This window comes from Cellvibrio fibrivorans, assembly GCF_031457055.1.
Taxonomy (GTDB): domain Bacteria; phylum Pseudomonadota; class Gammaproteobacteria; order Pseudomonadales; family Cellvibrionaceae; genus Cellvibrio; species Cellvibrio fibrivorans.
This window is the reverse complement of the sequence record NZ_JAVDVX010000006.1, coordinates 217,687-239,693: the sequence shown is the minus strand read 5'-3', so window position 1 is coordinate 239,693 and position 22,007 is coordinate 217,687. Positions and strand designations below refer to the sequence as shown.

The 22,007-nt window shown below is 50.2% G+C and carries 21 protein-coding genes; 16 read left to right on the top strand and 5 right to left on the bottom strand.

Annotated elements, in window-relative coordinates:
• The 11 genes from J2X05_RS16445 (at position 1) to J2X05_RS16395 (ending at position 12,135) form a co-directional block, all read left to right on the top strand.
• Entirely contained in the window at positions 1–978 is a 978-nt protein-coding gene (locus J2X05_RS16445; RefSeq protein ID WP_310074517.1) for an FAD:protein FMN transferase, read from the top strand.
• A gap of 299 nt (positions 979–1,277) precedes the next feature.
• A complete protein-coding gene (locus J2X05_RS16440; RefSeq protein WP_310074515.1) occupies positions 1,278–1,805 on the top strand; it encodes an AraC family transcriptional regulator in 528 nt (175 codons plus the stop codon).
• A complete protein-coding gene (locus J2X05_RS16435; RefSeq protein ID WP_310074513.1) occupies positions 1,805–3,751 on the top strand; it encodes a hypothetical protein in 1,947 nt (648 codons plus the stop codon). Before J2X05_RS16440 ends, J2X05_RS16435 begins: the two co-directional genes overlap by 1 nt.
• Entirely contained in the window at positions 3,748–6,639 is a 2,892-nt protein-coding gene (locus J2X05_RS16430) for a tetratricopeptide repeat protein (protein WP_310074510.1), read from the top strand. Before J2X05_RS16435 ends, J2X05_RS16430 begins: the two co-directional genes overlap by 4 nt.
• On the top strand, positions 6,626–7,372 hold the full coding sequence (locus J2X05_RS16425; protein ID WP_310074508.1) for a tetratricopeptide repeat protein: 747 nt from the start codon (positions 6,626–6,628) through the stop codon (positions 7,370–7,372). The genes J2X05_RS16430 and J2X05_RS16425 overlap by 14 nt, the downstream gene beginning before the upstream one ends.
• Positions 7,365–7,718, top strand: coding sequence for a hypothetical protein (locus J2X05_RS16420; RefSeq protein ID WP_310074505.1), 354 nt, complete (start codon positions 7,365–7,367; stop codon positions 7,716–7,718). The genes J2X05_RS16425 and J2X05_RS16420 overlap by 8 nt, the downstream gene beginning before the upstream one ends.
• 65 nt (positions 7,719–7,783) lie before the next feature.
• The gene (locus J2X05_RS16415) at positions 7,784–8,464 is read left to right on the top strand and encodes a MotA/TolQ/ExbB proton channel family protein (protein WP_310074503.1); all 681 of its coding nucleotides are present in this window, start codon (positions 7,784–7,786) and stop codon (positions 8,462–8,464) included.
• Between the two features lie 70 nt (positions 8,465–8,534).
• Positions 8,535–9,083, top strand: a complete 549-nt coding sequence (locus J2X05_RS16410) for an ExbD/TolR family protein (RefSeq protein WP_310074501.1) — start codon at positions 8,535–8,537, stop codon at positions 9,081–9,083.
• On the top strand, positions 9,080–9,595 hold the full coding sequence (locus tag J2X05_RS16405; protein WP_310074500.1) for an ExbD/TolR family protein: 516 nt from the start codon (positions 9,080–9,082) through the stop codon (positions 9,593–9,595). The genes J2X05_RS16410 and J2X05_RS16405 overlap by 4 nt, the downstream gene beginning before the upstream one ends.
• Position 9,596: 1 nt before the next feature.
• Positions 9,597–10,574: an AgmX/PglI C-terminal domain-containing protein gene (locus J2X05_RS16400; protein ID WP_310074498.1), complete on the top strand. Its 978-nt coding sequence runs from the start codon at positions 9,597–9,599 to the stop codon at positions 10,572–10,574.
• A 406-nt stretch (positions 10,575–10,980) separates the two neighbouring features.
• Entirely contained in the window at positions 10,981–12,135 is a 1,155-nt protein-coding gene (locus J2X05_RS16395; protein WP_310074496.1) for an AGE family epimerase/isomerase, read from the top strand.
• Between the two features lie 19 nt (positions 12,136–12,154).
• Here J2X05_RS16395 and J2X05_RS16390 read toward each other — a convergent pair whose 3' ends face one another.
• The 4 genes from J2X05_RS16390 to J2X05_RS16375 all read right to left on the bottom strand — a co-directional run bounded on the left by J2X05_RS16390 (position 12,155) and on the right by J2X05_RS16375 (position 15,111).
• Entirely contained in the window at positions 12,155–13,660 is a 1,506-nt protein-coding gene (locus tag J2X05_RS16390; protein ID WP_310074494.1) for a Ppx/GppA phosphatase family protein, read from the bottom strand.
• A gap of 170 nt (positions 13,661–13,830) precedes the next feature.
• Positions 13,831–14,340 (bottom strand): protein-export chaperone SecB, encoded by a 510-nt coding sequence (gene secB, locus J2X05_RS16385; protein WP_310074492.1) that lies wholly within the window; start codon positions 14,338–14,340, stop codon positions 13,831–13,833.
• A gap of 61 nt (positions 14,341–14,401) precedes the next feature.
• Positions 14,402–14,659 carry a glutaredoxin 3 gene (gene grxC, locus J2X05_RS16380; protein WP_310074490.1) on the bottom strand — a complete coding sequence of 86 codons (258 nt, stop codon included), beginning with the start codon at positions 14,657–14,659 and terminating at the stop codon, positions 14,402–14,404.
• Between the two features lie 38 nt (positions 14,660–14,697).
• Complete coding sequence (locus J2X05_RS16375; protein WP_310074488.1) at positions 14,698–15,111, bottom strand: rhodanese-like domain-containing protein; 414 nt, start codon at positions 15,109–15,111, stop codon at positions 14,698–14,700.
• A 379-nt stretch (positions 15,112–15,490) separates the two neighbouring features.
• On the opposite strand from J2X05_RS16375, the gene gpmI reads away from it, so the two are divergent.
• From gpmI to J2X05_RS16350, 5 genes are all read left to right on the top strand, one after another.
• Positions 15,491–17,035 carry a 2,3-bisphosphoglycerate-independent phosphoglycerate mutase gene (gpmI, locus tag J2X05_RS16370; protein WP_310074486.1) on the top strand — a complete coding sequence of 515 codons (1,545 nt, stop codon included), beginning with the start codon at positions 15,491–15,493 and terminating at the stop codon, positions 17,033–17,035.
• Between the two features lie 76 nt (positions 17,036–17,111).
• The gene (locus J2X05_RS16365; RefSeq protein ID WP_310074483.1) at positions 17,112–18,293 is read left to right on the top strand and encodes a murein hydrolase activator EnvC family protein; all 1,182 of its coding nucleotides are present in this window, start codon (positions 17,112–17,114) and stop codon (positions 18,291–18,293) included.
• A 139-nt stretch (positions 18,294–18,432) separates the two neighbouring features.
• Positions 18,433–19,878, top strand: a complete 1,446-nt coding sequence (locus J2X05_RS16360; RefSeq protein WP_310074481.1) for a S41 family peptidase — start codon at positions 18,433–18,435, stop codon at positions 19,876–19,878.
• Between the two features lie 18 nt (positions 19,879–19,896).
• Complete coding sequence (locus J2X05_RS16355) at positions 19,897–20,754, top strand: divergent polysaccharide deacetylase family protein (RefSeq protein ID WP_310074479.1); 858 nt, start codon at positions 19,897–19,899, stop codon at positions 20,752–20,754.
• Positions 20,755–20,923: 169 nt separating this feature from the next.
• The gene (locus J2X05_RS16350) at positions 20,924–21,148 is read left to right on the top strand and encodes a DUF6316 family protein (RefSeq protein WP_310074477.1); all 225 of its coding nucleotides are present in this window, start codon (positions 20,924–20,926) and stop codon (positions 21,146–21,148) included.
• A gap of 76 nt (positions 21,149–21,224) precedes the next feature.
• On the opposite strand, the gene hisF is transcribed toward J2X05_RS16350, so the two are convergent.
• Entirely contained in the window at positions 21,225–21,998 is a 774-nt protein-coding gene (gene hisF / locus J2X05_RS16345; RefSeq protein ID WP_310074475.1) for an imidazole glycerol phosphate synthase subunit HisF, read from the bottom strand.
• Positions 21,999–22,007 lie beyond the last annotated feature (9 nt).

Genomic DNA, 22,007 nt, shown 5'->3' with positions numbered 1-22,007 from the left:
ATGCGCTTACTACTTTGCATCAGCCTGCTAACAGCCTGCCAGTTTTGTTTGGCAAAATGGCATGGCGATGCTCAGGATATTATGGGCACCAAGATCAGTGTTGCGCTCTGGCTGGAAGACGACCAAAAAGCCGAGCAGGCAGTAGCGGCCGTGATGGCGGAAATGCGCCGTATCGACGAACACTTCAGCCCCTATATCACAACCAGCGAACTCTATCGTGTCAATCAGTTAGCACCCAAAGCCAGCGCCAAAAATCCGCTCAGCATTTCGCCTGAATTGGCGGCGATAATTGATAAGGCCAATCACTACAGCGAGTTGAGCGATGGCGCTTTTGATATCACCTTTGCCTCCCTCGGCCGCTATTACGACTACCGTAATAAACTCACTCCCAGCGAACAGCAACGCGAAGAGTTACTGCCTGCCATCAATTACCGTTTGATTCATCTCGACACCAAAAATAATACCCTCTGGTTCGAACACCCGAAGGTCTACATCGATCTGGGGGGCATCGCCAAGGGTTATGCGGTTGATAAAGCCATCGAGGTAGTGCAGTCGTTTGGCGTTAAACATGCCAGCGTCACCGCCGGTGGCGACAGCCGGGTAATCGGCGATAAGTTCGGCCGCCCCTGGTTAATCGGTATTAAAAACCCGCGCGCGGATGCTGTGGCTATTACTTTGCCGTTGGTTGATGTCGCCGTCTCAACTTCGGGCGATTACGAGCGCTACTTTATCGACGATAGAGGCGAGCGGGTGCACCACATTATCAATCCGCGTACCGGTAAATCGACCAATGGCGTCAACAGCGTAACTATCATCGGCCCACTCGGGTTTGATACGGATCCACTTTCCACCACGGTATTTGTGCTGGGCCCGGAAAAAGGCATGGCGCTGATCAATCGCGTGCCGGGTTTTGATGCGGTGATTATCGCCAGCGACGGCAAGGTGTCTTACAGTAAAGGGCTTGCGCCGCCAGACTAAATGGGTGTTGGTTATCGGAGTGTTTCTTTCCCCATTTTATTTAAAACCATCTAAGCTTTCCCTAATTCTCACTTTTTGACTGGTCTTGTCACTTTTGTTCAGGGCTTGATCACTGCTCAAAAAAAATAACTCAAGCGCCAGATCAACTGTGCTCACTGTCACATCCAAGAAACTGTTTGGCTTCTAGAATGATTCGATTATGGTGGCGACTGATGCCAAGATCGCGCTTTAATCGCCATGGACAAGGCGTAGAACCTGTTGATAACGAAAGTCGTCCACTTAGAATTCGGAGAGAGAGCATGATCCACCCCCTGCGCCAGTGGTTTCATCTGGCTATTTTGATCCCCTTATTGTGCTGTTTTCAGGTCTTTGCACAGACGCCCACCGAGAGCACTGGGCAGGTGGAGTCGCTGAAAGAATCCGTACTCACATTGAACCGCGATCTGCTAATTCTTGAAGAAGAATTGCTATACCCCGCCAGCAGTCAGGTGGCGGTCTATGTGTCTATGGATCTCGGTACTTATTTCGCGCTGGATGCAATCAAATTGGAAATTGATAACAAGTTGGTTGCCAGTGAGCTATATACCGACAAACAGACCAAGGCGCTGTTTCGCGGCGGTGTACAGCGTTTGTATCTGGGTAATCTAAAAACGGGCGAGCACGAAATCAGCGCATTTTTTACCGGGCGCGGACCGCAGCAAGATTACAAGCGCGGCGCCAAAATTGTGATCACCAAAGACCAGGAGCCAGTGGTGCTGGAGTTGCGCATAGTGGATTCCAGTGCGCAATTGCAGCCGGTTTTTGAAATCAAACAATGGCAGATGTAATGCGCAAATCAACCTCTGTGTTGCGCTATTTTCTGATGCTGGCGGCAGTGGTGGTTATTTCTGTCGATGCCAAAGAAAAACCTAAAACTTCCGTGGCCGATTTGCGTTATGGCGTAGCGCTTTATCACTATTATCAGCAGGATTATATTGCTGCGCTCGCGGAGTTGATGGTCGCGGATACGCGCGATGGCATTCAAGGTCACGGCGATAATCCGGAATTAATCGCTGGCGGTGTCAGTCTTGCCTTTGGTATGCAGCATCACGCTGAAGCTGTATTCAATCACATTTTGCAAGATGAGCGTCGTCCACAGTCAGTGCGCGACGCAGCCTGGTTTTATCTTGGCAAGTTACATTACACCCGCGGCGATTGGGTTGCAGCCGAGCAAAGTTTTGCGCGCGTTAGCAGCGAATTCAAACCGTCACTGCGCGCGCAGATGCAAGCGCTGAAAATTAATATCCGTATCCGCAATAAAAATTATGCCGATTTAGCTCTGAATAATATCGATGCTGGTGAACTGCGCGCATGGAGCCCCTATACTTTTTACAATCTAGGTGCTGCGCACGCACGTGACGGTAATTTTGCCAGTGCACAAAAATTTTTCAGCGAATTGGCAGAAATAGATGTAGTCGAAAATCCACAGCGCCGCAAAGAGCAATGGGCACTGCAAGATAAAGCTTACACGGCGATTGGTTACTCTTATCTAGCGGAAAAAAAATACGCCGCCGCCATTCGCGAATTCACCAAAGTGCGGCTCGATGGCGTTTTTGCCAATCAAGCGCTACTGGGTTATGGCTGGGCTGCAGTAGCCCAGGAAGAATATGATGAGGCGCTGCGGCCTTGGCAATTATTGCGCTCGCGCAGTTTAATGTATCCCGCTGTGCAGGAATCCTTGCTCGCCCTGCCTTATGCCTATGAAAAATTGGGTGCACAGGGCGAAGCGGTAAACGCCTATCAAGCTGCTGAAGAATTGCTCGCACGCGAAATCCAATTAATCCGTGACATGCGTGCGACCCTCACTGAAGGTGAGCTGCTCACCTTGATCGGCAGTGAGCCTTTATCTGCTGAAGAAGCGAAAAAAGTGCTACGTCCAGAAGCCGCCCAAGATGGCGCACTCACTGCAGTAGTGACCGACGACGGGCAAAACTGGCTGAAGTTGGATAGCACTAGCATAATCAAAACCCGCTCTGTTTATCTCAACGAATTATTTGCGAAAAACGCGTTTCAAACAGCGGTGCTGGATTTGCGCGATTTGCTGCGCCTGCAAATACTCTTGCAAAATTGGTTGCCCAAGTTGGATGCCTATCGCGAATTATTGTTACAAAAACAAGGGAATCGAGAGCGTCAGGAACAACAACTTGCGCAACATTCTGCGTCGCAGCAAGAGCAGAAATTACAAGCGGAGCGAGCTGCCATTGCAAGGCAATTGGAACAGATAAGTAGTAGTGAAAACTATATGGCACTTGCTGATGACGAGACGCGCGCATTGTACGTGCGTATCGAGCGTGGCCAGCAGACAATCGTACGCATGAAAGCCGCTGGGCAAGATACAAGCGAGTTGGAAACCCGCGCCAAAATGTTTGGCGGAATTTTGTTGTGGCGAGCCGCGCAGGAATATCCCGCGCGGCTCGCTGCTCAACAAACAGAATTAAAAGCTATTGATGCCAGTCTCGCGCAAATTGCCAAGACTCGACAACACATTGAAGAAATTACTGCCACCAGCATGGATATCCAACCGACCCTGGCGCGTCTGCAAGTATTGCAAAAAGACGTCAGTATGCATCTGGAAAATACCGACCAGCTCATCGCCCAACAGAGCGGTCTGTTGCGGCAACAAGTGGACCGACAATTGGCAGCGCATGAAAAACGTTTAAATAATTATCTGGCACAGGCGCATCTTGCAGTTGCGCGCTTGTACGACGCTGAGTTAAGGAGGCAACCAGAATGATGCACCTTAACCCTTCCCTGTTTCGACATACATTAATGGCGCTCGCAGTGAGTGCAGTGTTGCAATTGCAAGGCTGCAGCATGATTGGTTTGGGTGATGATGAGCGCGGTAAAACCCTTGCCGATTTACCCGCAGCAAAAATACCGGACGCCAAAGCCAAAGTGGCCGTGCTCGATATGGCGCGCATAGAACAAAGTTACCAGCGCGCGTTATCAGCGGCCGAAGATCCAGCGCTACGCCAACAAATTATGGTGCGCCTTGCTGATTTGGAAATGGCGCGCAGTGAAAAAGCCCAGCTCGACTCAACCGATATGCGCCGCCATTACGACAAGCCGGTTGCTATGTACAGCGAACTGCTAAAAATGCAGGCTACCGGTGGGCGACCGGTAAAAGGTATAGAAGCTGATCAATTGCGCTATAAACTTGCTAAAGCGATGTCGCTCGATGGCCGCAGTGCGGAAGCCGCAGTTGTATTAGATCAACTGGCGGACACTAATCCTGATTCCAAATTTATGGCGGAAACCCAATTTCGCCGCGCCGAAAAATCCTTTGCCGATGGCGACTACGCTGCTGCCGAACGCAATTACGATGCAGTAGTAAAAGGCAATAATCCCGAGCTGCAACAAAACGCACTTTACATGAAAGGTTGGGCCCAATTTAAACGAGGCGATTACGATCTTGCACTCAATTCATTTGCAAAGGTGCTCGATCAATTAATTGGTCACGCTAAAAATCCTAATGATGTTGATGCGGCGCTTACCGATATAGGTGCGTCAAAAGCTAACCTGGTAAAAGATACTTTACGGGTGATGGGTTTATCGCTTTCATATCTTGAAGGTGCAAAATCAATCAGCGATTTGCAAACCCAACTGGGCGGTGGACGCGCCTACGAATATTTGCTCTATCAACAACTCGGGCAGTTGTATCTCGATCAAAAACGTTTTACCGATAGCGCTGAAACTTACCAACACTATGTGCAGCACAACTCCAATTCAGATTTTGCGCCCAGCTTTAGTATCAAAGTCATCGATGTTTACCAGCAGGGCGATTTCCCAAGTTTGATTTTGCCTGCCAAGCAGGATTTTGTTGAGCGATATGGTATTAGCAGCAATTACTGGACGCAGCGTAAGGGAGCAATTGGCGATAATGCGCTCGCCTACTTGCATCAATCCCTGCAGGAGCTGGCGCAGTTTGAGCACGCGCAGGCGCAGAGTTTTAAAAGAGCAAAACCTGCTGATGCAACTGCCGCATTCGGGCGCGCTGCAAAATGGTATCGCGAATTTGTGCAGACTTTTGCGAAGGATGCGCAGGTTGCCGAGATGACTTTCCTTCTCGCGGAATGTCTCAACGAGGCTGGTGATCTCCCCGCCGCTATGGATGCCTACGAGCAGGTTGCTTATGGTTACATGGATAAATTGCGCGGTGCCGACGCAGGCTACGCCGCGATTTTGTTGCCACAGCAATTAGTGCAATCGGCACGCAGCTTGCCCGACACCCGGTTGCAGGAATGGCAAAACCGCAAAATTCAAAATGCATTAAATTTTGCCGATGTTTACAACACTGATCCACGTGCAGTGGTTGTGCTCGCTGAAGCGGCCAATGATCTGTTGCAACAAAATCGCTATGTCGATGCAAAAATGGTGGCGGAACGGGTTATTGAATGGCAACCACCGGCCGAGGGAAAATTATTATTTTCCAGTTGGTTGATCCTCGGTCACAGCCGCTTTGAAACCAAAGAGTATGCAGCGGCAGAGCAAGCGTATGTGCAAGTATTAAATTTACTACCCGCTTACGGTAAAAATCCCGGCGCTCCCAGTGCGCAACAAGTGCGCGAGCGAATTGCGGCAAGTATTTATCAACAGGCTGATGCCAGCTTGCAATTTGGCGATAAAGATTCTGCAATCGCGCAATTGCTGCGTATTACCCAGGTTACTCCCGATACCGAAATCGCCGCTAAAGCGCAATACGATGCTGGTGTCTATTTAATCGAGCAGGAAAAATGGGCACAGGCAGAGAATGTTTATTTGGGCTTCCGCAAAAAATATCCCAACCATCAATTAATATCTACCTTGCCCGCCAAGATGGTGTTGATTTACCAAAATCAAAGTAAATGGCAGTTAGCGGCCGATGAGTTGGTGGTAATGGAGCGCACCAGCACTGATCCGGATGTGAAACGTCAATCACTTTACATGGGTGCGGAACTGTATGAAAAATCCGGCAAGCGCGCACAGGCCATTGAACAATATCGTCGCTATGCCACCGAATACGCGCGTCCGCTCGCGAACAACCTGGAAGCGCAATTTAAATTGACCGAATTGTATGGTGCAGCGGGTGATAAAGAAAAACGCCTGTTCTGGCTGCAAAATATTATTAACACTCACAACCGTGCGGGCAATGCAAAAACAGATCGCTCGACCTATCTGGCCGCAAGTGCCCAAGCGGAATTATCACAACCGGCTTACGATGAATTTACCCGTATCCAGTTAACCCTGCCGCTCAAAACCAGTTTGCAACGCAAACGCGCTGCATTGGAAAAAGCACTTAAAGCGCAGGAGCAGGTTTTGGCTTTTGGTGTAAGTGAGTTCACTACCGAAGCGAGTTTTAAAATTGGTGAAATCTATGCGCAGCTCAGCCGCGATTTAATGAATTCCCAGAGGCCAAAAGATTTGGATGAATTGGCGCTCGAACAATATGAAATTTTATTGGAGGAGCAGGCTTATCCCTTTGAAGAAAAGGCAATTGAAATTCACCAGACCAACGCCCAGCGCAGTTGGAAAGGCACTTACGATGCAGGGGTAAAACGCAGCTTTGATGCGCTAGCCAAATTGTTGCCGGCGCGCTACAACAAAACCGAATCGCGCTTGGAGGTGAGCAATGAAATTCACTAAGCTCATCGCTAGCTTATTAGTGTTAGTTTTGGTTGGTTGTGCATCGGAACCGGTTAAAAAAAGCAAAATTGCGCAGGGCGCTGCAGCGCCAAGCGTTGCGGCAGCGGGCACATCTATATTGCCAGCGGGGCCTGTAACCCCTAATCCTTATTTACAAAACAAACCTTCGGTAAGCCGTCAGGCGCAGCAAAATTTTACAGATGCTACCCGTGCTATGCGCAATAAACAGTGGGCGCAGGCGGAATCTCTGCTGCAAAAAGTACTTGCTGAAAACAACAAATTATCGGGCGCCTATCTCAATTTGGGATTGGTCTATCGCGCACAAAAAGAAGATAAGCGCGCAGAGCAGGCTTTTAACGATGCGATTGCAGCAAACCACACCAATCTCGATGCCTATAATCAGCTCGCTATTTTGCAGCGCGAGGCGGGCAATTTTTCCGGTGCGGAAACGAATTACAAAAAAGCGTTGAGTCTCTGGCCGTTCCATCCCGAGAGCCATAAAAATATCGCCATACTCTACGATCTATATATGGGCAAAAGTACGGAGGCTTTGCCGCACTACGAAGCTTATTTGCAATTGCTGGGCGGTGAAGATAAACAAGCTACCAGCTGGATTGCTGATTTGCAGCGGCGTTTGGGTATAGCGCCTAAACCAAAAGCGGCCGCGTCAGCAGATGAAGTACCAACTGAGACCACCACTGAAACTCCAGCAGAGGAAGTGAGTGATGAATAAAATCTTATTAGTAGGCTTGTGTATCACAGCCTTAAATGCGCATGCACAAGAGCCAGAAAAACCGTTAGAGGCCGATGTGGTTGCTACCTCAGCGCCAGAAAAAAAAGCGTCTGCCTCAGCGGATAAAAAAATGGTGCGCGAAGCCAATATTAATTTGCAAACTACAGTGACAGGTAATCAGGAGCAGCCGCGGGTAATGTATATTTTGCCCTGGCAGTCACCGCTTAGCCCCGATCTGGAAATGGAGATGTTAAGCAGCCAGGAGGACGCCGTATTCGGCCACGTCGAGCGCGATGAAATGCAGCGTAGCCTGGAAGCGGCAGGTGAACTTGATTCGGCCGATTAGTAATTTTTTAACAATTATTTTATAAATTCATTGATGGTTTTCTTTTTTTTGAGGTTAATAAAGTTATGGATACTCTGATTCGTTTTTTCCAAGAAGGCGGCGCCTTTATGTATCCCATCGCTGTGGTGTTGGTGGTTGGGGTTGCAATAGCCATAGAGCGTTGGTTGGTGCTGACCTCAGCTAAAAGTGCGAATCGCCAAGCCTTTAATCGCATTTTGCCGATGCTGCAGAAAAAAGATTATGCGGGCATCGTGAATCTGGGTAAAAGCGACGATGCACCTATCGCGCGGATTATTGCGGCAGGTATTGCACGTATGAGCCAGTCGCCGCGTCGCGATGATATTGAATTGGCAATGGAAGAAGGTGTGATGGAAGCTATGCCGCGTCTTGAAAAGCGCACGCCCTATTTAGCAACACTGGCCAATATTGCCACGCTGCTTGGTTTGCTCGGTACGATTATCGGTTTGATCCAGGCGTTTACCGCGGTGGCCAGTGCCGACCCGGCAGAAAAAGCCGCATTGCTTTCTTCATCAATTGCGGTAGCAATGAATACCACTGCGTTTGGTTTGGTTGCGGCGATTCCACTTCTGTTAGTGCATTCCATGTTGCAAAGTAAAACCACCGAAATTATCGATAGCCTGGAAATGGCCGGTGTTAAATGTTTAAACATGATTACCCATGTGCAGGATGTTCCGCGCAGTCGCACGCAAGATGCCAGTGCGACCAAACCGCAAGCGGCGCAATAATTTAATCGGTGTAGTCGTTAACACTGGTTATTTTTAACATCTATTTAGTTGCACAAAGTGGATTTAACCTATGCGCATTAAACGGCGATTTAAAGCGGACGCGGAGCTCGACATTACCTCCTTTATGAATCTGATGATCATATTGGTGCCGGTATTGCTAATGGGCATGGTGCTCGCGCGCACAACGGTGCTCGATCTGAAGTTGCCAGACATGGCCGACTCCAGTATTCCCCAAACCGAAGAGCCTCCGCAGCAATTGGAATTAATTATTCGCGCGGATAAATTTGAAGTGAATTATCCGGCGGGTATTAAATTAAAGTGGGTAGAGAAGACATCTGACGGCGAATACGATTTCAAATTGCTCGCCGGTGTATTGCAAGAGACCAAACGTTTGCTGGAAGACAAAGGCATCCAGAAAAAAGATATTTATATCCTCTCCGAAAAAGATACGGATTACCAAACCCTGGTCACCACTATGGATACCGTGCGCTCATTCAAAGCGGTGGTGGCAGCGAATCTAGTGGATGCGGAATTGTTTCCGGAAATTTCCTTGGGTGATGCGCCGCCTCCCGGCGCATCGACTGGTGCCGTGGCGAGTCCGGCAGGAGGTGCGCAATGAAGCAATCGCTGCGTGCCAAACGTATGGCCAAGCATCATCGCCGTTTGAATCAGGTTCCAAGTCTTAACCTGGTATCGCTAATGGATATCTTCACCATCCTGGTATTTTTCCTGTTGGTAAATTCCGGCGATGTAGAAGTGTTGCAGACTGACAAAAGCATCAAATTACCTGCGTCGTTTTCCGAGCAAGTGCCGGAAAATAATTTGGTGGTATTGGTGAGTGCAACGGATGTCATTGTCGGTGGGCGATCTGTAGGTAGTGTTGCCGACCTTGTTGCAGCAACCGGAAATAATTTTGCACCCCTGGAGCAGGAGCTAAAATATCTCGCACAAAAAGCGGGACCGCTGAAAGTGGAAGATCAGTTGACTGGTCGCCCGGTAACGATTATGGCGGATCAAAAAGTTCCCTACCAAATTTTGAAAAAAGTCATGGCCACTTGTGCGGCAGCTGAGTATCGCGATATTTCCCTGGCGGTAACCAAAAAAGAACTGCCCGCGAATGGGGGAGGTTGATATGGCCAGCCTCACTCTGAATCTGGAGCTGCCCTGGAGTTCATCAATCGATGACGATAGGCGCTTCAATAAAATTTTATCGATCAGTTTTGTGGTGTTATTGCTTGCCAGTATTGCCGTAACCATTATCAGTGTCCCGGAAATGGAGCGCACGGAAAAAGAAAAATTGCCGCCGCAATTGGCGCGCGTGGTGTTGGAGAAGCAAGAGTTGCCACCGCCCAAACCTGTGGAGCTGCCCAAACCAGAAGAAAAAAAGCCTGAGCCAACACCGGAAGAAAAACCGGTAGAAAAACCGCCCGAGGTAAAGCCGGTTGAGAAACCGAAAGAGCCGGTCAAGGCGCCGCCCAAAGCAAGCTTGGAAAAAGCGCGTGAACAAGCCGAGAACAGCGGGGTTATGCAGTTCAAAGATGACCTCGCCGAAATGCGCGAAATGATGCAAACCTCGGCGGTAGAGACAGCGGCAACGACGGTGACGAATAGTACCGGCGAAGCGGCTCAGGTTGATAGGGCGATGATCACTAGCGGGGCCAAGGTAGCGAGTGGTGGCATCAACACCGCTGCCCTGAGCCGCGATACTGGTGGTGTTGCCTTGTCTGGCCGTGAAACAACCAAGGTGAAAAGTGGCTTGGCAGACGGCACTAAAAAAGCCGGCCAGGCTACTGCCGGTAATAGCAATGGAGCGGGTGGCGCAGCGCGCAGTGAAGAAGAAATCCGCAAAATTATGGAGCAACACAAGGGCGCTATTTATTCGATCTACAACCGCGCCCTACGTCAGAACGCCGCCCTTGAAGGTAAGATGGTGGTGAAGATAGTTATCGACCCCAACGGCAAAATTGTTGAGGCCAGTCTGGTGTCCAGTGAACTGGGTGATAAGGATCTGGAGATGAAGATACTGCAGCGCATCAAACTGATCACTTTCCCAGCCTCCAATGTGGCGCGTACGACCCTTAACCAGACATTCGACTTCCTACCACAGTGATACCTGCCTCACAAAACCCCCGATTCGTCGGGGGTTGTTCTTTATATTCCGCCATAAATTTCACCGGAATCAATAATTTTGTAAGGAAGGCACATAAATGATTGAAACCGGTTACATATTTATGGATAATGGATGTCGCTAAGGCCTTTTATTCATGGTTATTTGTTGGTAATCGGTTACAGTTTTATGCTTTTGAGCAATAGACTGTTACACAAGATTGCTGGCAGTTGTTAGTGATGAATTGCTAAGCCGTAGCCCGCTGTTGTGTTTTTTGCACCCCGGTTCGCCGGGGTTTTTTATTTGCGCCCTGTGTAATCCTCCCGCAAAATGCCCCTGCCACATCAGCCGCAATCAATCCGATCATTACTTTTCTCGCCAGGGGCGGCGCTGCGAATTGGGAATCCTTATGACACAAACATTGCGTGCGGCGGCCAGTCGCCTTGAACACTGGATCAGAAACGATGCCCTGCCTCTTTGGTTAGCGCGCGGTATCGAACCTTACACCCAAGCGAACTACGAGCGACTAACACCTTCGGGCGTGCCTGATCTGGAGTCCAGTACCCGCGTGCGTGTACAGGCGCGGCAAGCGTTTTTCTTTGCCGCCGCCTATCATCGCGGCTGGTGCCCGGAAGGCAAAACCGTTGCAAAAAACTTGCTCGCATTTGTCCAAAAAACAGCGTCACATCCAACAGCTGGTGGCGGTTACACACATTTGCTCAATAAAGATTTTGTGGTGGTCGATACCAAACAGGATCTTTACGACCACGCTTTTTTTCTGCTCGCTAACGCCTGGTGTTATCGTGCGTTTGGCGAAGAATCTTATCTGCAGGAAGCTGATAAATTAGTTGCCCATTTGGATGCACGTTTTGGTTCTGCAGTCGGTGGATGGATTGAAGGCGATTATGACTACGCCTGTCGCCGCCAAAATCCGCACATGCATTTGTTTGAAGCGTTTCTCGCGCTTTATGATGCGACTCATGATGCAAAATATTTAGCGCGCGTCGGTGAATTGTTTGCACTTTTTCAAGCGCATTTTTTTGATACAGAACACGGTGTGTTGTTTGAATTTTTTGATGACAACTGGGTGCGCTTGCCCAACGCCAAAGGTGACACGGTTGAACCCGGTCATATGATGGAATGGGTATGGCTGCTCGATTGGTATCAGCGCCGGACAGGCCGCCCGGTCGCGCATTACACTAAGGCGCTCTACGCACGCGGATTGGAGATCGGAATGGATAAGTCCGGGTTGTTATTTGATGCGGTGCGCTATACCGGTGAGGTGATTGACCCTAATAAACGCTGCTGGGGTATCACTGAATTAATTAAAGCGAGTTTGGTGCAAATCCGCGAAGGTAATTCAGATGCTGAGGCAATTGCCATCAGAGGAGTGGATGATTTATTTACCTACTATCTCTGCGCATCAACACCGGGTTCTTACGTTGACCAGCGCGGCGCTAATGATGAAGTGGTAGTGGATGTTGCTCCTGCGAGCACGCTTTATCATTTGATTGTGGCAGCGATGGAATTGATTGATCACTTTGAGTTGGCGGCGCAGCAGTAGCATGTAGCCGCTTACCGGATCATTGTGTCAGTAGTTGGAAGTCGTAGCCAATATCACTCAAATGCCGTTGTTCTGTTTCCAAATCTGCCTGGGTAAGTGGATGGTCTTCTATCCATTTTGCAGGCAGTATTAATTTTATTTTTCTGCCGTCGGCTTTGACGGCAATAGTTGGTAACCCGTCTTTAATTTTTCCGCGATGAAAAATTGCGGCCATGCGCAATAAAATCGCAAGCCGAACCAGGTCGCTGTTGTCGAGCGGAAAACTTTTTGCGGGGAAACGTTTGCGATGTGCGAGCACCAAAGCGGCGAGTTGGGTTTGCTCGGCACGAGAGCAACCAGCGAGATCGACGTTTTGTACTATATACGCCGAGTGTTTGTGATAGTCGTTGTGCGCTATATCCAAACCGACTTGATATAAACGTGCGGCCCAGCCGAGCAGTTTACTTGCATCCTCTGCGGTGAGCTGCCAATTGGGGGCGACTTGGCTTAACAGGTTGAGCGCCGTTTTTTCCACGGCGCGAGCCTTGTCCATATTCACATGAAAGCGCGCTGCGAGCGCATCGACGCTCGCCTGGCGAATATCGTGATTTTCCAAACGGCCTTTTTGGTCAAACAACAGGCCTTCGCGCAATGCCCAATCGGCCGCGACCATTTGTTTGAGTTCAAGCGCCTCAAACAGCGCGCTCAGCACCATAACGCCACCGAGGAATACCGGTTGGCGATCTTCCGAGAGGCCGGCAATTTGCGCATCCACTTTGCCGTGGTTTAAATAAATTGCAATAATTTTTTCGAGTGAATCGAGCGTGATAGTGCCATCGCTCCAGCCGTTGGCCTGACAGACTTTGGCAACCGCTTTGATACTACCCGACGCACCTATTACCTGCTGCCAACCGGCTTGTAAAAATTCATCTTTTACCGGTTCCAATTCCTGTAGACAGGCGATCAAGGCTTTGGTGATCAACTTTTCGCTGACCTTGCCGTCCATAAAGAATTTTTTGGTGATGGCAATGCAGCCCATGTTCAAACTTTCTTTCAGGCGCGGTTGCATGCCCTTGCCCAAAATCACTTCGGTACTGCCGCCACCGATATCCATCACGATGCGATTGCGATCATCCGGCGCTATGTCATTGGCGACACCGAGATAAATCAAGCGCGCCTCTTCGTCGCCGGAAATAATTTCTACCGGATGGCCGAGGCGTTTCTCGGCTTCCGCAAGAAATTGGCTAGAATCCTTAACGCTTCGCAGAGTTTTGGTGCCCACAATACGTACGCTGCGCGAAGGATAACCGCGCAGGCATTCGCCAAACCGCTCAAGGCAAGCGAGTGCACGATCGCGCGCATCCTCACTTAGGCTGAGGTCTTCCTGCAGGCCAAAACCAAGGCGCACGGGTTCGCGTAAACGGTCGAGCAAGGTGAGTTGGCCGTTGTCCCAGCGCGCCACAATCATATGGAAACTATTGGAGCCAAGGTCGATGGCGGCGATATGGCTGGTTTGATTGGCATTTTGGGCGGAAAGGTTAAACATGAGCAGTTACTCCCTGCGGTCGGCAGGCTTGATTATGCGAGACTTTGGCGAGATTACAATGACAGATTTCCTTTCGTATCTACACGCAATAAAAAAGGCAACCACCTGCGTGATTGCCTTTGTGTCAACCTGAGTGGCTCGAGCCGCTCAGGTCGCGCACGGCGGCTGAATTAATTCACAACTTCCGGCTTTTCCGCTTGCGCCTGTGCAGCTTGTTGTTGCGCAGCAGTAATTGCCTGCACAAATACCGCATCAAAATTGATCGGCGCGAGCATCAGGGGTGGGAAGCTGCCGCGACCGAGAATGCTGTCAACTGCTTCGCGCGCATAGGGGAATAGAATTTGCGGACACGCGGTGTTGATCAGCTGGGTAACTGCCGGGCCTTCAATACCTGAGATCGCAAACAAGCCGGCTTGTTTTACTTCAACTAAAAATACCGCGCGATCTTCAGTGCGCGCCGTGATAGTGAGCAGCAGTACCACCTCAAACAGACCTTCCTCAACCTGGTTGGCCTGGATGTTTAGATCCTGCTGAATATTTGGCTTATAGGCTTTGGTAAACGCCTCAGGACCCATAGGGGTTTCAAAGGATATATCTTTTAAGTAGATACGTTGGATTGCAAATACCGGGCCGCCCGCAGCTGCTTGGCCAGCATCTTGTTGGTTATTTTCTTCTGACATAGTGAACTCGACTTGACTGGTTTATGAATGATTTGTTTAGCTTTTTTGGTAAAAAATCGGTTTAGTTTTGCGCCAGTAGCGCATCCAATTTTCCGGCTTTGTCCAGCGCCCAAAGATCGGTAAAGCCGCCGACATGTTGCTCGCCGATCCAGATTTGTGGGACAGTCCGCTGGCCGCTTTTGGCCATCATTTCCTGGCGCAATTGCGGTTGGCTGTCGACGCGAATTTCTTCCACTGCAACGCCTTTTTGCGCCAACAACTTCTTGGCATTAACGCAGTAAGGGCAAACTGCGGTGGTATACATCAACACGCGCGCCATAGTTGACTCCAGGAATAACAATAAAAGTAAGCGAAGGATTACTTGCCTTTCACCAGCGGCAAACTTTGCGCCTGCCATTCGGCAATCCCGCCGCCGAGGCGACGCACATCAAAACCTTCTTTACCGAGGAAACGGCCAACAGCACCGGCATGCTGGCCGAGCTTGTCGACGAGGATGATGGTTTTATCTTTGTAACTCGCCACTTCGGTCGATTCTTTGCTGAGCTTGGCGAAGGGGATGTTCAAGGCACCCACGATATGACCTGCTTTAAATTCAGCACTATCACGCAAATCCACCAACACTGCATTGCCGCCATTTACCAGCTTGGTGACTTCGTGCGGAGATACCGGACGACCACTCTTGATACGGTCGCGCCAGACATAGACATAAATCAACACAATCAGGGTGGTGACGAGCAGCCACTCCTGGGAAACAAATGCAAAAAAATCCACGATACTTGCCTTTTGGTAGTTAGCGATGAGGAGGTTTAGACCGCCCGGATTGCGCTAGTTGGACGAAAGTGGGGGCAGGCAAAGTGGATTTCAATGCAGGCTGCGGCAAACTTTATCCAGAGCGGGCGGTAAGGCCGCGAAGTATACACGATGGATAGCGTTGGTCGACGCCGCTTCGGGGCCGGTTTAATCGCCGCAGTAACCGGATTGCACATAGACCTTTTTTGTTCAGACATAGAGTTGAGGCTCCCAACCCGCTAGAATGCCTATCACTCTTGGGCGGCTGCCCAAACCATCACCTAGCGGTTGACTACTTTGGTTGCCACAAGCAGCTGCCAGCATCGACCGATTCATGTTAATCCGACATTGGAAATCATTTATGAGCGCGAAAAAACCGGTAGTTCTGTTGATCCTCGACGGCTTTGGTTACTCTGAAAAGACCAAATACAACGCGATTGCCGCGGCCCACAAACCCGTGTTCGACAAACTCTGGGCCAACAACCCAAAAAGCCTGATTGAAACTTCAGGCATGGCGGTAGGGTTGCCCGAAGGCCAAATGGGCAATAGCGAAGTGGGGCATATGACCCTCGGTGCTGGACGCGTGGTCTACCAAAACTTTACGCGCATCAATAAAGCGATTAGCGATGGCGATTTTTTTACCAATCCGGTTTACGTCAAGGCTATCGATAGCGCTATCGCCAACGGCAAAGCCGTGCATATTCTCGGCCTGCTTTCTGAAGGCGGTGTACACAGTCACGAAGACCACATCTATGCAATGATGAAAATGGCAGTGCAGCGCGGTGCAAAAGACGTTTACCTGCACGCGTTTTTGGATGGCCGCGATACGGCGCCACGCAGCGCGGAAAAATCCCTCCAGCGCGCCCAGGATATTTTTAACGAATTAGGTGCTGGCCGCGTTGCCTCGATTGTCGGCCGCTACTTTGCACTCGACCGCGACAACCGTTGGGATCGAGTAAAAGCCGCCTACGATGTGATGGTTACCGGCGACGCTGAATATGATGCGCTCACCGCTGTTGACGGTTTAAAAGCAGCTTATGAACGCGGTGAAAACGACGAGTTTGTGAAAGCGACAGTGATCTGTGCCGAAGACGAAGAAGTCGCCACCATTAACGATGGCGACTCAGTGATTTTTATGAACTTCCGCCCCGACCGCGCGCGCGAAATTACCAATGCGCTGATCGAAGAAAACTTCACCGGGTTTGAGCGCGAAATGAATCCAGAAATCGCACACTTTGTACAAACTACTGAATACGCCTCCAGCATAAATGCGCCTATCGCGTTTCCGCCGGAAGATTTAACCAATTCATTTGGTGATTACATTTCGCAACTGGGCAAAACCCAATTGCGTATCGCAGAAACTGAAAAATACGCGCATGTGACTTTCTTTTTCAACAGCGGTAATGAAGTAGTTTATCCCGGTGAAGATCGTATTTTGGTTCCCTCTCCACAAGTCGCCACCTACGATTTGCAACCGGAAATGAACGCACCGATTGTGACTGACAAATTGGTTGAAGCGATTGAATCAGGCAAATACGACGCAATCATTTGCAACTATGCCAACTGCGATATGGTGGGCCACTCCGGTATTATGGAGGCAGCGATTAAAGCCGTTGAAGCAGTGGATATTTGTGTGGGCCGCGTATTGGCAGCGGTAGAAAAAGTGGGCGGCGAAGCCTTGATTACTGCCGACCACGGCAACGTAGAAGAAATGTTCGATGAAGAAACCGGGCAACCGCACACCCAGCATTCCACTTTACCGGTTCCATTTATTTTCTGCAGCTCGCGCAAAGGCACCATTGCACCGGGTGGCTCACTCGCTGATGTAGCGCCCACCATGTTGCATTTGATGGGTTTGCCACAACCAGCAGAAATGACTGGCAGAAATTTAATTACACTCGGTTAATTCCGGTCGAGGTGGGACTCTGGTTCCACCTCGGCGCTTACTCCCGAAAAATTCCCTACTAAGATAACTAAAAAACATGAAGCGTTTTTTTGTATTTTCCAAAACTATTACGCTTAACAGTCTGCTCTGTGCGGCCCTTTTTTTTGCCGGTCATGCCTACGCCGATGAAAAGGCCGAAATGGTAAAGCTGCAAAAAGAAATTGAAGCGCTGCAAAAAGAATTAAAGCAAGTGCAAGGCACTCGCTCGGATTTACAAAAAAATCTGGAAAAATCCGAAACCCAAATTAATGAGCTGCAAAAAAAAGCCAGCGATATTAATAAACAGCTCAATGAACAAAATAAAGAGTTGGATAAATTAAAAAACGAACGCAGTCAACTGGAACAAGCGCGTAAAAATCAACAGACACAAATCGCTGAACAGATGCGTGCGGCGCACAAACTCGGAGAGCAGAGTGAAGTCAAGGTATTGCTGAATCAGGAATCGCCCGACCAGTTGTCGCGCATCATGAAATACCACAGCTATTTTATGGAAGCGCACACTGCCAAAATGCAAACCTATCTTGATACCATCACCCGCATTGACGCGCTCACACCAGAGATAGAAAAAAAAACACTTGAGTTAGGCGTTATGCAAACCGAGCTGGACGCCCAGCGCGCGCAACTCAAAACCATTCACGGTGAGCGCCAGCAGGCGCTTGCCAAAGTGAACAGCCAACTCAAAAACAAAAGTCAGGAACTCAAGCAGCTCAGCGAAGATCGCCGTCGCCTACAAGCCTTGCTGGAACGCGTGGCCAAAAGTGTCGCCACCACTGGTGCAATCAATTCCCCCGGTTATGTGCCTTTACCCAAGGGCGGCGAAAAATTCTCGCTGCGCAAAGGCCGCTTGCCCTGGCCAACCCAAGGCAGCATGATCCATCGTTTCGGCAGTGCACGGATTGCCGGGCAGATGAGCTGGAGCGGTGCTTATATCTCTGCTCCTATGGGCAATTCCGTTATTGCGGTTCATCATGGCCGCGTGGTGTTTGCTGATTATTTTGGCGGTCACGGATTGCTGGTGATTGTGGATCACGGTGAAGGCTATTTAAGCCTCTACGCACACAACCAGAATTTATTGAAAAAAGCTGGCGAACCTGTGCACGCTGGAGAGGCTATTGCTAATGTCGGCAACTCAGGTGGGCAGGCAAGCGCCGGGCTCTATTTTGAAATTCGCCACAATGGCAAACCTATAGATCCAGGCGGCTGGTTAGCGCGCGGTTAAGCGCGCGCAACACAGGAATTATTTTTGGTAACACCTGTCATTTTTTTATGGTTTAGCTTAGTGTGCGCCCGCTAAGCCGCTCTATTGGCGGCTCGGGTTTACTGTTTATATTTCAGCTGTTGCGGTCATCGGAGACGCTATGTTTCGCGCTGCTTTTACATTCCGGCTTAAAGCACCTGTTTTCACCCGGCTAGCCGCCCCAGGCATACTGCTTAGCCTGTTTATATCGCCCGTCTTTTTAGCTGCCCCCGTCCTAGCTGACGACAAGCCTGTTGCTACCGACGCTGGCCTTTTACCGCTGGAAGAGCTGCGTACCTTTACGCGTGTTTACGACCATGTCCGCAACGGTTATGTCGATGAAATCGATGATGCCAAGCTGCTTGAGTATGCCATCAAAGGCATGATCTCTGAACTCGACCCCCACTCTGCCTATCTCGATAAAGAGGCCTTCGCTGATCTGCAAGCTAGCACCTCAGGCGAATTTGGTGGGATCGGATTAGAGGTCAGCATCGACGAAGGTTTTGTCAAAGTCATTACGCCCATTGATGACAGCCCTTCCGCCAAAGCGGGGATTCTCTCAGGCGATGTGGTGATCCGTATCGACGACAAACCCGTCAAAGGTATGGATTTGAATAAAGCCGTGAACTTAATGCGCGGCCCCAAAAATAGCCCGATCAAAATTACCGTGATGCGCGAGGGCGTTGATCAGCCGCTCGATTTTGAGTTGATGCGCGATATCATCAAGGTGCAGAGCGTGCGCACGCGCATTCTGGAGCAGGATTATTTCTACATTCGCCTGGCCCAGTTTCAACTGGATACTGGCAAAGATGTCGCCAAAAAATTGCGCGAGCAATTAAAGAAAAACCCGGACACCAAAGGCATTATTCTCGATTTGCGCAATAACCCCGGCGGCGTTTTGCAGGCATCAGTAGAAGTAGTGGATGCATTCCTCGATGGCGGACAGGTCGTCTATACCCAAGGTCGCCTCGACAATAGCAATATCGGCTACAACGCCGAAGCAGGCGACATCACTAATAACTTACCACTCGTCGTGTTGATCAATGATGGCTCGGCTTCCGCCTCGGAAATCGTCGCCGGTGCCCTGCAAGACCATAAGCGTGCAGTGATTATGGGTACACGGAGCTTTGGTAAAGGCTCGGTGCAATCAGTCATCCCAATCAGTAACGATCGCGCCATCAAACTCACCACCGCGCTCTATTACACCCCCAATGGCCGTTCGATCCAGGCGCAGGGCATTGAGCCGGATGTAGATGTAGAACGCGTAGAAATTACTGCTATCCAAAAAGGCTTGGGTACTACCGAAGCAGACCTCGCGCGCCATCTCGGCAACACCAAAGGCGGCGAGGAGAGCACGAGTAAGGATCGCGCCAACAAGCGCATCAGCAGTGCGGAATTGCTCAAAGAGGACAATCAGCTACACGAGGCATTGAACCTGCTCAAAGGGCTGAATATTTTTATCCAAAACACCCCGCTCGCTGCTGCTCCGGCTGCAGCAGAGGTGGCTCCCATTGCGCCCGATATAGTTGTCCAGCCAGAGCTGCCCCCCGAAGGCGATAGCGAATAAATCCACGTGCTGACGGTCATGGCCAAGTGCTTCGCTTCCGGTTCACTATGGCTGGCTGTGCTAGCACTTTCACTGAGCCAGCCGGTATTTGCGCAAGGCAGTCTGGCTATCATTATCGATGATATTGGCTACAGCCTCGCACTCGGTAAGCGCACGGCCGATTTACAGGGCGACTTCACCCTCGCCGTTTTACCTTTCACCCCTCACGGTATTGAACTTGCGCAGCGCGGCCATCAGCGCGGCAAAGAAATTATGCTGCATGCCCCCATGAGCAATCGCCGTAACTATCCTTTGGGGCCTGGCGGTTTGGTAAGCGGTATGCGGCGCGCCGAATTCCTCACCGTGTTACGCCAAAATCTCGCCAACATCCCGCATGTTCAGGGTGTCAACAACCACATGGGCAGCCAGTTGACCGAGCAGGCCGAACCTATGCGATGGTTAATGGCAGAGCTCAAGCTGCGAGGCTTATATTTTGTCGATAGCCGTACCAGTCCGCAGACCAAGGCGCTGACAATGGCCGAAAAAATCCAACTCCCCAGTCGCAAACGCGATGTATTCCTCGATGACGAACCTACCCGCAGCAATATTCGATACCAGTTGCTGCGCGCACTCGAACTGGCACAGCAACAGGGTTCAGCTATCGCCATAGGCCACCCCTACCCGGAAACCCTCACCGAACTGGAACAACTGCAACCACTTCTGAACCAATATAAGGTGCAACTGGTCAAAGCATCACAATTGATGTTGCTCAGTGGCAAATATCAACAATTGGGGGAGCAAAGCAATACAACCTGTATTGCGCCCCCGATCAATCTTTGGCCGCAGATATGGGTGCCCATTGACCCATTTTCTCTTGATCTAGTCTTAATGCCCTGAAAAATGGCGCATGAATTTTAAAATACAAACTTTTGGTTATTAAAAGCCAACTTTGCAAGACCAACTAAATCTAGCCGGCATTTATAAATGATGTCTATAATCAGCGAGGGTGATAATTGATCAACCCGTGAGGGATTCGATTTTCAGGAACTTTAGCGAGGGGGCTTATATGGCTACATTCAACAGAGCGGGCGAACAGGGTTCAGTACCTTCACGCCATGGTCGCTACTTACAGAAAGATGGCTACTGGTACTACACCACCCGTGAAGGAGTGGATATAGGTCCATTTGATAGCCGCGACGATGCTGAAACTGGCGTCGGTGAATTTATCGACTTTATTCAAGCATCTGAACCGAAAGTGTCGGACATGCTGAAACAGTATCGCGCGGCCTAAAGTACGCTTTAGGCCGGGCACGAAAAAGGGCGCTCCGTGAGCGCCCTTTTTCGTTTTTCAAAAATCTATTCTGTCATTACAAACGCACCTCAATCCCCCGGGCGCGCATAAATTCTTTGGCTTGCGGCACAGTGTATTCGCGGAAGTGAAAGATACTCGCTGCCAGCACCGCATCGGCGCGCCCTTCGGTCACCCCATCCACCAAATGCTGCAGATTGCCCACGCCACCAGAGGCGATGACGGGTACCGGCACTGCATCGCTGATCGCACGGGTGACACCCAGGTCATAGCCTTTTTTAGTGCCATCACCATCCATACTGGTCAGCAGGATTTCGCCAGCGCCAAATTCAGCCATTTTGATCGCCCACTCCACAGCATTAATCCCGGTCGGTTTGCGTCCTCCGTGGGTGAAAATCTCCCAGCGTGCCGCTTCGCCTGCAAGGCTCACTTTTTTGGCATCAATGGCCACCACTATGCACTGGGCGCCAAAGCGGTCAGATGCTGCTTTAACAAAATCGGGATTAAATACCGCAGCAGAGTTGATACCCACCTTATCGGCCCCGGCGTTGAGCATGGTGCGGATATCGTCCACGGTGCGGATGCCGCCGCCCACCGTAAGCGGGATAAACACTTCGCTGGCGATCTTCTCGACGGTGTGCACAGTCGTCGCCCGCCCTTCGTGGGTGGCAGTGATATCGAGAAAGGTGATCTCATCCGCACCTTCCTGGTTATAGCGCTTGGCGATTTCGACTGGATCGCCCGCATCGCGGATATCCAGAAATTGCACACCTTTGACTACGCGGCCATTATCCACATCAAGGCAGGGAATTATGCGTTTTGCGAGTGCCATAATCAGTTC